This is a genomic window from Aureibaculum luteum (genome assembly GCF_003449015.1).
Classification (GTDB): domain Bacteria; phylum Bacteroidota; class Bacteroidia; order Flavobacteriales; family Flavobacteriaceae; genus Aureibaculum; species Aureibaculum luteum.
Map to the genome: position 1 here is coordinate 35,998 of NZ_QRGD01000011.1, position 14,843 is coordinate 50,840.

At 30.7% G+C, this 14,843-nt stretch carries 14 protein-coding genes; 6 read left to right on the forward strand and 8 right to left on the reverse strand.

What is annotated here, in order from left to right; translation table 11 throughout:
• The first annotated feature begins 13 nt into the window (after positions 1-13).
• Positions 14-1,423: a 23S rRNA (uracil(1939)-C(5))-methyltransferase RlmD gene (rlmD, locus tag D3P13_RS19565; RefSeq protein WP_117884917.1), complete on the forward strand. Its 1,410-nt coding sequence runs from the start codon at positions 14-16 to the stop codon at positions 1,421-1,423.
• 103 nt (positions 1,424-1,526) lie between these two features.
• Here the strand turns inward: rlmD and D3P13_RS19570 are convergent, their stop codons facing one another.
• A complete protein-coding gene (locus D3P13_RS19570; protein WP_117884919.1) occupies positions 1,527-2,105 on the reverse strand; it encodes a peroxiredoxin family protein in 579 nt (192 codons plus the stop codon).
• A gap of 557 nt (positions 2,106-2,662) precedes the next feature.
• On the opposite strand from D3P13_RS19570, the gene D3P13_RS19575 reads away from it, so the two are divergent.
• The 5 genes from D3P13_RS19575 (at position 2,663) to D3P13_RS19595 (ending at position 6,341) form a co-directional block, all read left to right on the forward strand.
• Positions 2,663-3,547, forward strand: a complete 885-nt coding sequence (locus D3P13_RS19575; RefSeq protein WP_117884921.1) for a LysR family transcriptional regulator — start codon at positions 2,663-2,665, stop codon at positions 3,545-3,547.
• Between the two features lie 76 nt (positions 3,548-3,623).
• Positions 3,624-4,544: a YeiH family protein gene (locus D3P13_RS19580; RefSeq protein WP_117884923.1), complete on the forward strand. Its 921-nt coding sequence runs from the start codon at positions 3,624-3,626 to the stop codon at positions 4,542-4,544.
• A 227-nt stretch (positions 4,545-4,771) separates the two neighbouring features.
• A complete protein-coding gene (locus D3P13_RS19585; protein ID WP_117884925.1) occupies positions 4,772-5,551 on the forward strand; it encodes a HipA family kinase in 780 nt (259 codons plus the stop codon).
• The gene (locus D3P13_RS19590) at positions 5,541-5,924 is read left to right on the forward strand and encodes a DUF3037 domain-containing protein (RefSeq protein ID WP_117884927.1); all 384 of its coding nucleotides are present in this window, start codon (positions 5,541-5,543) and stop codon (positions 5,922-5,924) included. Before D3P13_RS19585 ends, D3P13_RS19590 begins: the two co-directional genes overlap by 11 nt.
• Before the next feature lie 81 nt (positions 5,925-6,005).
• Positions 6,006-6,341, forward strand: a complete 336-nt coding sequence (locus D3P13_RS19595; RefSeq protein WP_117884929.1) for a n-acetylglutamate synthase — start codon at positions 6,006-6,008, stop codon at positions 6,339-6,341.
• 2 nt (positions 6,342-6,343) lie between these two features.
• On the opposite strand, the gene D3P13_RS19600 is transcribed toward D3P13_RS19595, so the two are convergent.
• The 7 genes from D3P13_RS19600 to D3P13_RS19630 form a co-directional block, all read right to left on the reverse strand.
• The gene (locus D3P13_RS19600) at positions 6,344-7,450 is read right to left on the reverse strand and encodes a serine hydrolase (RefSeq protein WP_117884931.1); all 1,107 of its coding nucleotides are present in this window, start codon (positions 7,448-7,450) and stop codon (positions 6,344-6,346) included.
• Between the two features lie 161 nt (positions 7,451-7,611).
• Positions 7,612-9,417: a TonB-dependent receptor plug domain-containing protein gene (locus D3P13_RS19605; RefSeq protein ID WP_117884933.1), complete on the reverse strand. Its 1,806-nt coding sequence runs from the start codon at positions 9,415-9,417 to the stop codon at positions 7,612-7,614.
• A gap of 196 nt (positions 9,418-9,613) precedes the next feature.
• Positions 9,614-10,738 (reverse strand): glycoside hydrolase family 18 protein, encoded by a 1,125-nt coding sequence (locus D3P13_RS19610; RefSeq protein WP_117884935.1) that lies wholly within the window; start codon positions 10,736-10,738, stop codon positions 9,614-9,616.
• 90 nt (positions 10,739-10,828) lie between these two features.
• The gene (locus D3P13_RS19615) at positions 10,829-12,427 is read right to left on the reverse strand and encodes a beta-N-acetylhexosaminidase (RefSeq protein ID WP_117884937.1); all 1,599 of its coding nucleotides are present in this window, start codon (positions 12,425-12,427) and stop codon (positions 10,829-10,831) included.
• 88 nt (positions 12,428-12,515) lie between these two features.
• The gene (locus D3P13_RS19620; protein WP_117884939.1) at positions 12,516-13,562 is read right to left on the reverse strand and encodes an alkaline phosphatase D family protein; all 1,047 of its coding nucleotides are present in this window, start codon (positions 13,560-13,562) and stop codon (positions 12,516-12,518) included.
• A 3-nt stretch (positions 13,563-13,565) separates the two neighbouring features.
• Positions 13,566-14,249 (reverse strand): SGNH/GDSL hydrolase family protein, encoded by a 684-nt coding sequence (locus D3P13_RS19625; RefSeq protein ID WP_117884941.1) that lies wholly within the window; start codon positions 14,247-14,249, stop codon positions 13,566-13,568.
• 94 nt (positions 14,250-14,343) lie between these two features.
• Entirely contained in the window at positions 14,344-14,826 is a 483-nt protein-coding gene (locus tag D3P13_RS19630) for a CIA30 family protein (RefSeq protein WP_117884944.1), read from the reverse strand.
• Positions 14,827-14,843 lie beyond the last annotated feature (17 nt).

Consider the following 14,843-nt stretch of genomic DNA (forward strand, 5'->3'; position numbering starts at 1 on the left):
TTACATTTGCAAAATGGCAAGAAAAAATAAGCATAAAATTTTTGAAGATATTGAAGTTCTTGATGCAGGAGCTAAAGGTAAATCAGTAGCTAAGGCACCAGATGGTAAAGTTATTTTTTTACCAAATGCAATACCTGGAGACGTGGTTGATGTACAAACTTATAAGCAACGTAAAGCCTACTACGAAGGTAAAGCCATTAATTTTAAAACCTATTCTGACAAAAGAACAACACCTGTTTGCGAACACTTTGAAAATTGTGGTGGCTGTAAATGGCAACATATGAAATATGAAGATCAGTTGTTTTACAAGGAAAAGGAAGTTACTAATAATCTACAACGGATTGGTCATATCGAATTACCTGAAATTACACCCATTTTAGGAGCTAGCAAGCATTATTTTTATAGAAACAAAATGGAATTTTCATTTTCTAGCAGTCGTTGGTTGACGTTAGAAGAGATAAACTCTGATGTTACTATTGAAAATAAAAACGCATTAGGGTTTCATATTGCAGGTATGTGGGACAAAATATTAGATATTAATAAGTGTCATTTACAAGAAGACCCTTCTAATCATCTTAGAAATTCAATTAAAGAATTTGCCACAGAAAACAATTTCAGTTTTTTTAATCCACGTGAGAAAAGTGGGTTATTACGTACCATGATGGTTCGTATTTCTTCTAATGGAGAAATTATGCTAATTGTTCAATTTTATGATGATGACAAAGAAAAACGAGAATTGTTATTGAATTTTGTTGCTGAAAAATTTCCACAAATAACCTCATTACAATATTTGGTAAATCAGAAAGCTAATGATACTTTTTACGATCAAGAAATAGTTTGCTTTAAAGGTCGCGACCATATTTTTGAAGAAATGGAAGGTTTACAATTTAAAATTAATGCCAAGTCCTTTTACCAAACCAATTCATCACAAGCTTATGAATTGTATAAAATAACAAGAAATTTTGCCAATTTATCTGGCAACGAAGTTGTATACGATTTGTATACAGGTACAGGTACCATTGCTCAGTTTGTTTCAAAGCAAGCAAAAAAAGTAGTAGGTATAGAAAGCGTGCCTGAAGCTATTGCAGATGCGAAAGAAAATGCCAAAAATAACAACATCAGCAATACTGACTTTTTTGTTGGTGATATGGCTAAAGTTTTTACAGATGAATTCATTGCAAAAAACGGTAAACCAGATGTAATTATTACTGATCCACCAAGAGATGGTATGCACAAAAATGTTATTGAGCAGCTCTTAAAAATTGAAGCCGAAAAAATTGTATATGTAAGTTGTAATTCAGCTACACAGGCCAGAGATTTAGCCTTATTAGATGAAAAATATAAGCTTGTTAAAACACAAGCAGTAGATATGTTCCCACAAACACACCATGTAGAGAATGTAGTGTTATTAGTTAAGCGTTAAACAATACATCACTTCTTATTTCAGTGTTAAAATAAAAATTCCAAATAGTTTGCTTTAAAAGTAACTATTTGGAATTTTTATATCTTATATTCTCGTATTTCTACTATTTCAGTAACTCAGTAACATCAAAACGGTTAGAATAGTTAGGGTCGTAATGTACAAACTCAATTTCACCTTTTTTGTTTATGATGTATGTAGCAGGTACAGGTAAGACATTATTATTTTCAGCATTATATTCTGCTAATTTTTTCTGTGTTGCACTAAAGTAATTCGGGACACTTTTTTCGTTTACTTCAAAAGCCACTTTATAATTGTTCATTATTGTATTATCGGCATCGTGTAAAATAGAAAATGTACTTCCAAATTTTTCTGCAGTCTCTTTGGTTTTTTCTACCTTTTCAGGTGTTACTACTACAACAGCATATCCTTTTTCATTTAAGGCTTTTAAATTTTCTTGTAATGTTTTTAAGTGTTTTCTACAATGAGGACACCAATTACCTCTGTAAAAAATAAGAATAATTTTATTGCCCTCTAAAATTTTTGAAGAATTAATTTTATTATCAAATTGATCAGTTCCGGTAATTAATGGAGCTGCATCTCCTATTTCTAAATGTTCAGCATCAATCTGCGAAAATGAAATTGTTGAAATAAATAATGCAATAACTAATGTTAAATTTCTCATGTATTTTATGTTTATTTTTTTAGGTAGACGGAAAAAGAAACCAGCCTTACAAAAAAAATAAAATTGTGTATCCTACATCTATATAATTCAATAAATTAGGTTTATATAATAGGTTATCGTCAACTATAGTAACAATAAAGATTCATTCCTTTAGGTATGTATTAACAAAGGGTTATATGAAAAAATTAATAAAAATTTTATTCTACTTTTATATTCAAAATGAAGGCACATTTCAATTTGTAAACACCTTATAGTACACAAACATATCTCGTATGACACGCAGAGTCTAAACTAAAAAATAATAAGCAAAATTTAAATATTAGTTTTAATTCTATTCTCCAAACTATAAAGTTTGTAATTTTAAAAAAAATCAAAAATATGTAGAATACTAAATAATAGGTTTTGAATTTAATAATGCCACAAATAAGACTCCACTTAAAGAAATAAAAGAGCGTAATCAATTTTCACTTGAATTTTATTAGGCATTCGTTAAGCTTCTAATTATGTTTCTAAAATCTTATTATTTAATATCATAAATAAACCCCTTACAAAAGCGAATGAAAACCAAGTTACATATATTTAAAATTGTTGCTAAGCATTTAAGTTTCACAAAAGCTGCAGAACAATTATTTGTTTCGCAACCTGCTGTATCAAAAGCTATAAAAAATTTAGAAGAAGAATACAAAACCACATTATTTATTAGAAAGAGAAACTCAATTGAACTTACCACCGAAGGGAAGTCTTTCCTTTTATATACCAATAAAATTCTTGCTATATATTCTGAAATGGATGAACAATTTCTACATAAAAAAGAACGCTTTCCTGAGTTTATCAGTTTCGGTGTAAGTACCACGTTATCCAATTATATTATTCCGAAAGTAATTGCCAAATTTAGAGTTCAATTTCCACAAACTAAATTTGAAATTATAAGTGATAATTCAGCCAACATTGAAGAGCTAATTTTAAATGATGAAATAGATTTTGGAATCACAGAAGGAAGTGTAACAAATACAAAACTACATTTTGAAAAATTTATTAAAGATGAAATTGTCCTCGTTACCAATTTTAATAATAATTCTTTCAAAAAAGGTAATATAGATATAGAAACCCTACAAAAAATCCCAATAATTGAACGTGAAAAAGGCTCTGGTACTAAAGACATTATTGATTCATTTTTAAAAGACAATAACATTAAAAGACTGAATAGTGTGGTCTCCTTAAATAGCACAGAAGCCATTAAAAATTATTTATACCATTCTGACGATTATGCTCTTCTTTCTATAAATGCTATTAATAACGACCTGGTTAATAATAAATTAAAAATAATAGATATTAATAGCTCAGGTATAGAACGGTGGTTTTATTTTGTAAAAAGAACTGGCTATCAATCAAGTAAGATAGAATATTTTGAAAAATTTATACGACACAGCTATAACTTTTAGTTATCCAAGATAACATATTACTTTGCTTATTAGTTATTTGTTAAAATTATTTTTGTATCAAACAAAGTAAATTGATATGAAGACTATTTTCGCTAAAGCAGTCTACTTCCTTATAATCATTACTACTCTCTTAGGTGAAATAAATAGCCCATCCGCATTATTGTTAGGTTTTGTATTTGTGCTTATTTTCGATAATCCATATAAATCGTATAGTAATAAAGCCATTCATTATTTTCTAAAAATTTCGGTTATTGGTTTGGGCTTTGGTATGTTCTTAAAAGAAACGCTAGTAGCCAGCAAAGAAGGATTCAGCTTAACCATTTCTACAATATTTTTGACCGTATCATTAGGCCTATTCCTTACAAGGCTTTTTAAATTAGATTTAAAATTAGGTTACCTTATAACCTCAGGCACTGCCATTTGTGGCGGTAGTGCGATAGCCGCAATATCACCAGTTATCAAGGCTAAAAGCAATACTATAAGTATCGCTTTAGGTATCGTATTTCTATTTAATTCTATTGCTTTGTTTGTTTTCCCTGCGATTGGTCATTTATTAAATTTAACACAACAACAATTTGGTTTATGGTGTGCCGTAGCAATACATGACACTAGTTCGGTTGTAGGAGCCACAATAGGTTATGGAGATGAAGCCTTAAAAATTGCAACGACTGTAAAACTATCAAGAACCTTATGGATTATCCCTTTATCCGTGTTTTCAATGTTTCTATTTAAAACAAAAGGAGAACGCATAAGGATTCCTTATTTTATAATTTTATTTGTCATTGCTATAATCATAAATAGTTATCATATTATCCCTGAACCAGCTACTCATATAATTGTTTTAATGGCAAAACGTTTATTAATAGTTACGCTCTTTATTGTAGGTTCAACAATTTCAATTAACGATCTAAAATCTTCGGGTATTAAACCGATTCTATTGGCACTTACGTTATGGGTCTTTATTTCGATTTATGCTCTCATTTATATTTTAAACTAACCACTTTATAATGATGACATTTTAGCTAGTTGTCTTTAGATCCGTTTTAAAATTTACTAAAACATAATTAGAAGAGCAGTTTAATAGACAGTTAAAGTGATTAATTTTAACAGCTCATACCATTTATACAATTAGCCAATCCATAACCCCTTATTTTATACCAAGATATTTTAATAATAAAAATATCTATAGGCTCTCAACCTAATATTTTTACTATTTTAGTATTCATGAATAAAATTGATATTAGAATAGTAGATGTTGTTCAATATGTACATCCATTAAGAGAAGGTGGTTCGCTTCCTGCGATAGTAAAAGCTGATGATGGTTTTCTATATGTGCTCAAGTTTAGAGGAGCAGGACAAGGAAAAAAGGCTCTTATAGCTGAATTCATTGGTGGCGAATTAGCTCGAGCCGTTGGACTTAATGTTCCTGAATTGGTATTTATGAATTTGGATGATTCGTTTAGTAAAACAGAACCTGATGAAGAAATACAGGACTTGCTTAAATTTAGTATTGGTTTAAACTTAGGATTGCATTATTTATCGGGTTCTATTACTTTTGATCCTTTAGTTTCCAAAGTAGATGCAATGACTGCTTCGAAAGTGGTTATTTTAGATAGCTTAATTAGTAATATTGACCGAACAGCCAAAAATACCAATTTACTTAACTGGAATAATGAACTGTGGGTTATAGATAACGGAGCTAGTTTCTATTTTCATCATAATTGGGAAAATTGGGAAAGCCATCTTGACAGGACTTTTCCTTATATAAAAGACCATGTACTTTTACAACGAGCTACTTGTTTAGAAGAAGCTTCTATAGAAATACAAAAGTTACTTCATAAAGATAAAATTATTGAAATAGTTTCAAATATTCCAGAAGACTGGTTGCTAAGTGAATCTGATATTTTAGGTCCTGAGGAAATGAGAGCAGCATATATTCAATTTATAACCACTAAATTATCTATGATTGATATTTTAGTTAAAGAAGCAGCCGATGCAAGATAGAGTTACATTTGAATATGCCATAATCAGAGTTGTTCCTAGAGTAGAACGCGAAGAATTCTTCAATGTTGGCGTAATTCTGTTTTCTAAACGGAAAAAATTTCTAGGCATAAAATATAAAGTTAATCAAGAATTATTAAAAGTATTTTCTCCTGAAACGGAGTTAGAAGTATTGAATGAATATTTAAATGCTTGGAAATTAATTTGTGATGGAGCAACTGCTGGTGGCCCCATAGGTAAACTCGAATTATCTGATAGGTTTAGATGGCTAGCAGCTTGTAGAAGTACCATTATTCAAAGCTCTAAAACGCACTCAGGACTCTGTTATAATCCCGATGAAGAGTTAGATGATATCTTTAACAAGTATGTTTTATAAATTTATTCAAAAAGAGTCTTCAAAAGACCAATTTAGTTAGCTCTTGAAAAAATTTTATAAGAAGGCCAAATCATCAAAAAAATGAATTATAATAACAAACTTTTTCGATCCATTGCTAACAGCGAAAATGGTGAAACTTCAACCGAAACCGTTTTTGAATATAAACAAAAAGGCACTATACTCACCTCCAATTATTCAGGTGGGCAAATAATTTGTGGTCATTTAATTGGTTTAGTAGATGGTGATGGAAACATTGAAATGAGCTATCATCAAATTAATAAAAGAGGTGAAATAATGACTGGTAATTGTAAATCAAGTCCAGAAATTATGCCTTCTGGAAAAATTAGATTACATGAAAGTTGGCAATGGACTTCAGGCGACAAATCAAAAGGGAAATCTGTTTTGGAGGAAATATAAACTTATATTTTAACCAACTGCCTACCTAGCTCAGCCAAAAAAGGAATTCCAACAGAATCTGTTTCATAAATACCATCATTATAAATTTTATTTTTGTTGGTATGAATAGTGGCCGTTATAATGTATTCCTTATCCGTTTCTTTGTTTTTGATATATGCACAATCAGTTAAGTAACCATAGGCATACCCAACCTTATTGTAAATTTCTATAGTATCAGGCATTGGTGATTTATCATCTCCAAATACCAAAAAATTTACATAACTATCGTAATAATCATCACCTATATAACCTGCTTCTTTTGGTGTTATTTTCATCATATTGATTAAAAACTCCCTGTCGTTTTCTGTTAAATGAAACTGTTTTTCTTTAGGGTATAGTTCAGGAAACATCAATTGCTTCATCGTATTATGTAATGAAGTAATAGGTAAATAATTTTTAAAAGAAAAATCCATCGGTTCATTTATCAACTCATCATCATCTAAAAAACCTACCCCTTTACTTATTTTTTTAATAGTTAGCGATTCTAAAGGTTTATTAATTATAGGCATTGTAGGGGTTGTGGTACTGTCATTTAAATAAAAAACCAGTGATTTTGTGGTTAGCTTATCCGAATTTGGAATAGATAATCTATGTGAAATACGAGCAATTATCCCTTTACTTTCTAATCGGTTGTTGATTTCATCTTGTCCTAAATATTCAAATAGCCTATTGTTAGACGCATTGTCACTTACGGCAAATATTTTCTTAATTTCATTACCAAATGTTGTGACTAGAGTATCGCCTTCAACAAAAAAATTGGCATTTCTGTCAAAACGATCATCTTCATTTAGCTTTTCCAAAGCCAAAATTGATGTTGGAAATTTTACTGTACTTGCTGGATAAAAATAATTACTATCATTAACCTGAAACCTATCATCTTTAAATGAAGGTCGATTAGCTTCATCTCTAATTATTTCTGTATATAGAATTTGTACTTCGTACTGCTCTAAGCTGTCCATTACAGTACGAATTTTTTGATTTTCAGATGCTAGAGCTTGTTCGAGTGGAGTTATATTAGATTGTGAGCAAGCAATACTAAAAACGAACACAAATAACAGTAAAAATCTCATGGAAAAGGGTTTGAGTATAAATATACGGAATTGAAAGAAATCGAAATTATAATTCGTTTATTAACTCTGCTGAAGTTATCTACTTTACTAAGATTATAACCTCAGCTAACTATTTTTACCTGATAAAAACAACGTTTTTTAACGTCTTAAACTTTAGTTGATTAATATAAATTATAAGTTAATCCAAACATAAAATTTCCTTTTGGCATAGGTACCAAACCTTGTTCTATATATTCCGTATTAAAAATATTATTAGCCTTTGCTGAAATTTCAAATTTATTGAATTTGGCTCTTAACTTAAAATCAACCAAATTATAAGTTTGTCCGTTAGTTCTTTCCACAAACCTAAAGCTAATGCTTTGGTCTAAAAAAGACAAAAATTGAGTATGTAAACTTGAAGTAAATTGATGCTTTAAACTATTTAAACCATATCTGGTAAATGCGACGTTTACATCTTTTATATCATCATCTATAAAATTATACCCTAATTTTATATTTTGATTATAATTACTAACTTCAAAATTATAATTAACTGAAGTTTCAAAACCTTTGGTATTTACTTTACTAAAATTTTGAGCTTTCCATTTATCAGCTTCAACCTCTTTGGTATAATCAATTAAATCATCAGAAGTCCGATTAAAAACAGCAACATTAACCTGAAATTTTTCAGTGGTAAACTTAAATCCAATTTCTTCAGACAAGGCAGATTCAGGTTTTAATTCAGAATTACCTTCGGTGCCTGGATCTGAATAGTATAAATCTGTAAAAGTTGGTATACGATAGGTATAGCCTATATTACCATATAATTTTATATGATCTGTCACCCCATATCCGACATCTAAACCAGGAAATATTTGAGCATCAAAATCAGAAAAGTAAGTAAATGCTAATCCCGGAGTTACATCTAAATCACCAATTTCAAAACGATGTTCTAAAAATGAAGTTAACATAAATCGATCACGATCACCTAAATTATTACTTGACAAAAACACTTTATTTAAGTCTATTCCAAATCCCGTTTTCCCCAAGTCAGAGGTCAGTTCAAAATTAGTTTCAGCCGCAATTTTATTTGTGATATGCAAATTCCTAAAAAAGCTAGGCTCATATCTTTTCAATAAAAATATATCTTGATTTCTTCTCCAATAAATTCTTGGCTTTATGATCAAGTTCTTAGCTCTGTACACAGAAGAAACTGCAAATAAACTTGTTTGTGTTTCTTCATATTCTTTCCAATCAGGATTTGATGTGTAAAAATTTTCTGCACCAAATTTTCGCTCACTTAAAGAAACTAAAAAATTATAATTTTTAACTTGCGATTTTAAAAATACAGAAGTGTTATCAAAATCAGAATTTGTTCTATACCCATCCGATTTTTGTTTTTGTGCATGGATTTGAAAACCTCCTCCATTTGTAAAAGCTTTTCTATAACCTACAGAAGCCTTTAAATTATTATAAGAACCATACCCAAGCGATGCTGTCAATGCATTTGATTGGATTTTTTTAGTCACAATATTTATAGCTCCAGCAAAGGCGTTTTGTCCAAATACTCTCGCAGCTGGGCCTTTAATGACTTCAATACGTTCTATATTATCTAAGGCTACCATAGCATTCATTGTATGATGCCCCGTTTGAGCATCATCCATTTTTATGCCATCAATTAAAATAAGTGTCTGATCAAAGCTACCACCTCTAATGTAAAGATCTGCTTGCGTGCCATCTACACCCCGTTGTCTGACATCAATACCCGCTACCTGCTGCAAAACTTCTACAACATTTGTTGCTGTCGAGTTTTTTATTTCTTTTGCGGTTATAAGGTTTATTGTTCTTGAAGTTTTAAAATAAGGTATTGATATTCTGTTTGACGTAACAATTACTTCTTTCAAATTTACGGTATCCTTTTGTGCATTCGTAAAGACACTACATAATAAACAAAACAATAATATGGCACCTACTTTTCTTTGTAACATCCTGATTTTTTTTGTGGCGACAAATATAGTTAAATATGGTTAGTTGAACTGAAAGTAAGCCAATAGAATGAAGATAAATACGTCAGGAGTTTCTAAACTAATTGGTCCAATGATAATGAAAAAATTGAGATAGGCTGTGTTACGTTACATAAGATTGTAATAACTAGATCGTGAATGAAGCAATTAAACACTGAAGTTATTTTAAGTTATCTGAAATAGTATTTAGCAATGTACCACTATCTTGGTTCAATTGCCAAAACATTACACCACCTATTTTCTTTTCTTTAATATAATCAATTTTAAATTTTAATGATTTAGAATTTTCATAGGTTACAAATTGAGTTTCTGCAGTATTCCATAAGTAAGGTACTTTTGCTTCATCATCCCAGAGAGCTACAAATCCGTTTTTATCAATGTAATTTTCTTCAACGTCTTTGAAGTTGTAACTTCCTCTTGCTCCAGAAGAATCTTGATATAATCCGTTATTTTCTGCATTTACACCTTTCCACCATCTCCCATAAAAAGGAACTCCTAGAACTATTTTTTCAATTGGAATACCCGCATTTATATGTTGCTCAACTGCTTTAGCAGAATTCATAGCGTCCTTATTTAGTTCAGATGCGTATAAATTAGAATGATGCCCAGTACTATTTGATCCACCGGTATAATAATCGTAAGTCATTATATTTATAAAATCTAAATATTGATGAGCTTCAGCCATATCGGTATGCTCCAAATACGCTTGATTGGCTCCTGTAGCGATAGTTAAAAGGTATGTTTTTGGCTTAATAGCTTCTAACTTTTCTCTAATTAACTTTAAAATTGAGGTAAAATTCTCTTTATCCTCTGGTCTAAACGTATTATTATCTCCAATTTGCCCTGGATACTCCCAATCCAAATCAATACCATCAATATCATGTTTCTGCATAAAGGCAATGGCACTATTCGCAAAAACTTCTCTGGATTGCTCCGTTAGAACTGCATCTGAAAAATTTTTAGACCAAGACCATCCTCCAACAGAAATTAGAATTTTCAAATCGGGATTTACCAATTTTAATTGGTTTATCTTTTTTAATATTTCTGAATCAGAACTATTACCCTCAGTGACTTTTCCATCTTTAATATTGGCAAAGGCATAATTAATATGGGTTATTTGATTGGCTTTTTCTTTGTGTGTTACTAAAATATCATTCCATCCATGAACATAAGCAATAACTCTATAGGCATTATCAACTTGAACCTCAAGTTTCTCTTCTTTATTTGACTTCGTACAGCTTAAAAAGAGAATAACTAGAAAAAATAGAACTGAAATTTGTTTCATTTTAATACTATTTTATGTTTAATTAAAATAAAGAATCCTAACATCACCGTGTTTGAACTCCAATAAAAGCTGTTACCTTGATCCTTGTTTTTATTTTTTAATGATACTATCATTTTGAGCGGAAATAGAATTCCATGGAACACGTGTAGAAGGATAATAGTTTATACCTAAAGCTTCCAACCTGTCTTTATGATTACCTAGTCTTACTTTGTACTCATCCCAATTTCTTTGAGAGGTTGGCGTCCATCCAATTTCTGCCAAACCTAATACTCTAGGAAAAACTAAATATTCTATATCATCCATAGTCTCAACTGTTTCAGACCATAATGGAGCTTCAATACCAATAATATTTTCTTTTGAGATTCCTTCCTCAAAAGTGGCTAAATCCCAATTATAAGCTTCATCAACCTCTATATAAGCAGCCCAATGTAGACCGATTGGAGTAATAGAATCATATTGCATATCTAAATATGCCTTTGTTGCTGGAGACATTAATACTTTCGCTCCTTGCCCCATACCTTTGATAGCATTTTCGCCTTTTGACCAATATTGTACCACCGTATTTGGTAATAACTCAGCATGTGCAATTTCATCCCAACCTATGACTTTTTTTCCATGTTTTTCAACAATTTTCTGAGCTCTATTAATAAATGGAATAAAGTCCTTTAAAGGAGTTACATGCGATTCATCACCACCAATATGAATATATTCTCCCGGTGTCATGGCTGCTAATTCGCCAAAAACATCATCAATAAATTTATAGGTTATTTCTTTATCTATACATAGGGTACTGAATCCAACATTTGTTCCGTGGTATAATTCTGTTGCTTTTCCATTACAATTCAATTCAGGATAAGAAGCCAATGCAGCATTAGTATGGCCCGGCATATCAATTTCTGGAACAATAGTTATAAAACGATCTTGAGCGTATTTAACAATGTCCTTATATTGCTCTTGGGTATAAAACCCACCTTCTCCGTCTCCTACTTCTGAGCTTCCACCATGTGCTGTTAAGTTTGGCCATGATTTAATTTCAATACGCCATCCCTGATCATCAGAAAGGTGCAAATGCAACCTGTTCATTTTATAAATTGAAAGTAAATCAATTACTCTTTTCACATCATCAACACCAAAAAAGTGACGAGATACATCTAACATTGCACCACGATAACCGTATGATGGACTATCTGTAATTGTTCCTGTAGCCACTAATAAGGTGTCAGATATTTTAGTGCCTTTTTCAATACTTGCTGGTAATAATTGTCGCAAGGTTTGTACACCATAAAACAAACCTGCAGGTTTATTTGCTTTGATGACGATACCGCTTTCTTTTGTTATTAATTTATAACCTTCATTTGACGTAATACTATCTGTTAGGGTTAAAAATATATGATCAGATGATGGTTTAGAGTCCATTACTTTTACTGGAATTTCAAAGCCTGTAGCAGGACGTAACATTTCAGCAAGATACGCTGCAATAGGTTGTAATTCGTCAGTTTGATACTGAATAGAGGTATTGCTATTTATTTCAAATGAACTACCTGTAGCATTAACATTAACTGGTTTTGGTATCAATTGTTGCTTCGCTAAATCTTTAGGAATAGCTGGTTTTTTAGTTTCACAAGAAGTTAAGCTAATAAGTCCGATGCAAATAATTAAGAAATAAGGGTAAAATATTTTATTTTTCATACTGATTGATTAAGCCCTAAAAATAAACATAATAATTTATTATTATAAATTATTTAGCTGAACAACCAATCTTCCAAATTAAACGGTATTAATTAAAACTAATATCTGCCAAATTGATGGTGTATTCAAACCTTTGATTATCGTTAACATCCCAAACTTCCATTTTTATTTCTGGAATTTTTAATGACCAATCAATGCTGATTAGTCCAAAATGATTTTCCATTACTGGACCTTCAATTCTATTTTTATTGGGTGTTGCAAAATGCCAAGTTGATGATAACCCACTTGAAGTTACATCATATATGGGGTAAAGATCTGGTTCTTTAAGTTTTGAAATTTCAGCATAATGTACATCCCCAGTAATGAATAGGACTCCATTTGCTTTTGTCTTTTTAATAAGGTTAAGTAATCTTTTCTGTTCATGCGGAAAATTAGCCCAACCTTCATATCCATTAAATTCAATACCAAATTGTGAACCGGAACCTATTATTCTTATATCTGCTGGTTTTTCTAATTCTTTTTCTAACCATTTCCATTGCTTAGCACCTAAAAAAGTAGAATCTGCAGTTTGATATGGAGCATAATCAAGTTTATAAAAATATCGCTTATCATCTTTAAATTCGCCTTCGTTCCTTTTAATATCATCTCTAAAAGTACGAACATCTAATAGAATGATTTGTAATTTTTTGTTGCCGATTTCTTTTACATATGATGTGTAAATACCTTTATGATTTCTACGCTCAGAATTTTTAGGTTCATCAAAAAAATCGAGAAATATTTCTTTCGATTCTTTCTTATGAGAATAATGTCGACCGGCATCGTTCCATCCATAATCATGATCGTCCCAAGTGGCTAAAATTTCAGTATTCTTTTTAAGGTTTTGAAAGGTAGGTTTATCAGCCAGCTTTTGATATTTTGTTTTTAACACATCCATATCTTTCGTATCTCCATAGATATTATCACCTAAAAAAATAAAATAATCAGGGTTATGTTTTACCACAACATCAAAAATGGGTAAAGGATGTGTCTCATGTCCACATGAACCAAATGCTATTTTGGTAATTTCCTTTTGTGATGGGGCTTTGCATGAAATTACAATTACTGCAAGAATAAGAAACGTAAGCTGTTTATACATTATTTATTTTTTTAAAGCTTTTTCAATAGCCATTTTAGCAAGAGGGTCCATAATTTGGTAACCTTCTTTATTTGGATGTACACCGTCAGCAGTGTATATTTTTTTCAATCCGTTTTCATCGTCAACCATCGCCGAAAAATAATCTAAATAGACAATGTCATTTTCATCAGCATATGCTTTTAAAAGTTTATTTAATTTTGGAATCTTTTCATTAGGATTAAGACCTTTTCGCCAAGGATAATCATAGGCAGGAAGTACCGAAGATAATACAACTTTGATAGCATTAGCTTTTGCCAACTCACACATAGACTTCATGTTATCTATAATCATATCGAAACTCATTGGTCCAGTATTGCCAGCAATATCATTTGTACCTGCAAGAATTACTACAACTTTAGGTTCCAAATTAATTACATCTGCCCTAAACCTTAGTAACATCTGCGGTGTAGTTTGACCACTTATCCCTCTGTTTATATAATTTTTATTGTCAAAAAAAGCAGTATCTAATTTCAGCCACCCTTCTGTAATAGAGTTACCCATAAACACAATACGACTTTCACTATTGGCTTCTTTTTCTATAGGAGCGTTGTCTATTTTGAATTTAGTGAGGTTAGGCCAATCTTGAGCAGATAACTTATTATTTGAAAGAAATGAAAACATGAGTAGTAAAAATATAGTTGGTTTCATAGACGGACTTCTAAAATAATTAATAAAACAGAAAGCTCATAACCTCCTTAAATTATTTATGATTTCGGCTTTACATTAGGTTAAAGATAACTAATTATTTTAAATCAATACTTGCTATTTTTAATTGAAAAGATTCATTTTTCTTATTGGCAATAAGAAAAGTTACTACCGCCAATAGGTGATCACAAAAATTAGGCAAATCTAACTTCCTCCCTCTAAATACAGGATGTAAATCAGATAAAGGAATTTCTATAGTTTGCCAATCACCGGTTGTATCAAATTTATAAATATAGGAATGACGCTGAGATGTATCTGATTTTATTCTAAATTGATACGCTTTACCATCTCCCTTAATTTTTAAAATAAAAGTATTGAAGTCCGCAATATTTTTTGGTTCAAAAGTAGTTTTCACAGAAGAAAATCCGCCATTATTTTCTAAAGATACTTCTCCTTTATAAACACCATTACCTTCATTATCAAGTAAAAATTGCCCGACCGATTTACCTCCCATAACGGCATCATTGGTAACTTTCCAATGAGATATGTCGGTATTTTTATTAAAATCAAACAGTACCATAATACATGTAATATCTA

Excerpts from the sequence above, each read along its gene's own strand:
- rlmD (WP_117884917.1), top strand. The coding sequence starts at position 14 with ATGGCAAGAAAAAATAAGCATAAAATTTTTGAAGATATTGAAGTTCTT.
- D3P13_RS19570 (WP_117884919.1), bottom strand. The coding sequence starts at position 2,105 with ATGAGAAATTTAACATTAGTTATTGCATTATTTATTTCAACAATTTCA.
- D3P13_RS19575 (WP_117884921.1), top strand. The coding sequence starts at position 2,663 with ATGAAAACCAAGTTACATATATTTAAAATTGTTGCTAAGCATTTAAGT.
- D3P13_RS19580 (WP_117884923.1), top strand. The coding sequence starts at position 3,624 with ATGAAGACTATTTTCGCTAAAGCAGTCTACTTCCTTATAATCATTACT.
- D3P13_RS19585 (WP_117884925.1), top strand. The coding sequence starts at position 4,772 with ATGAATAAAATTGATATTAGAATAGTAGATGTTGTTCAATATGTACAT.
- D3P13_RS19590 (WP_117884927.1), top strand. The coding sequence starts at position 5,541 with ATGCAAGATAGAGTTACATTTGAATATGCCATAATCAGAGTTGTTCCT.
- D3P13_RS19595 (WP_117884929.1), top strand. The coding sequence starts at position 6,006 with ATGAATTATAATAACAAACTTTTTCGATCCATTGCTAACAGCGAAAAT.
- D3P13_RS19600 (WP_117884931.1), bottom strand. The coding sequence starts at position 7,450 with ATGAGATTTTTACTGTTATTTGTGTTCGTTTTTAGTATTGCTTGCTCA.
- D3P13_RS19605 (WP_117884933.1), bottom strand. The coding sequence starts at position 9,417 with ATGTTACAAAGAAAAGTAGGTGCCATATTATTGTTTTGTTTATTATGT.
- D3P13_RS19610 (WP_117884935.1), bottom strand. The coding sequence starts at position 10,738 with ATGAAACAAATTTCAGTTCTATTTTTTCTAGTTATTCTCTTTTTAAGC.
- D3P13_RS19615 (WP_117884937.1), bottom strand. The coding sequence starts at position 12,427 with ATGAAAAATAAAATATTTTACCCTTATTTCTTAATTATTTGCATCGGA.
- D3P13_RS19620 (WP_117884939.1), bottom strand. The coding sequence starts at position 13,562 with ATGTATAAACAGCTTACGTTTCTTATTCTTGCAGTAATTGTAATTTCA.
- D3P13_RS19625 (WP_117884941.1), bottom strand. The coding sequence starts at position 14,249 with ATGAAACCAACTATATTTTTACTACTCATGTTTTCATTTCTTTCAAAT.
- D3P13_RS19630 (WP_117884944.1), bottom strand. The coding sequence starts at position 14,826 with ATGGTACTGTTTGATTTTAATAAAAATACCGACATATCTCATTGGAAA.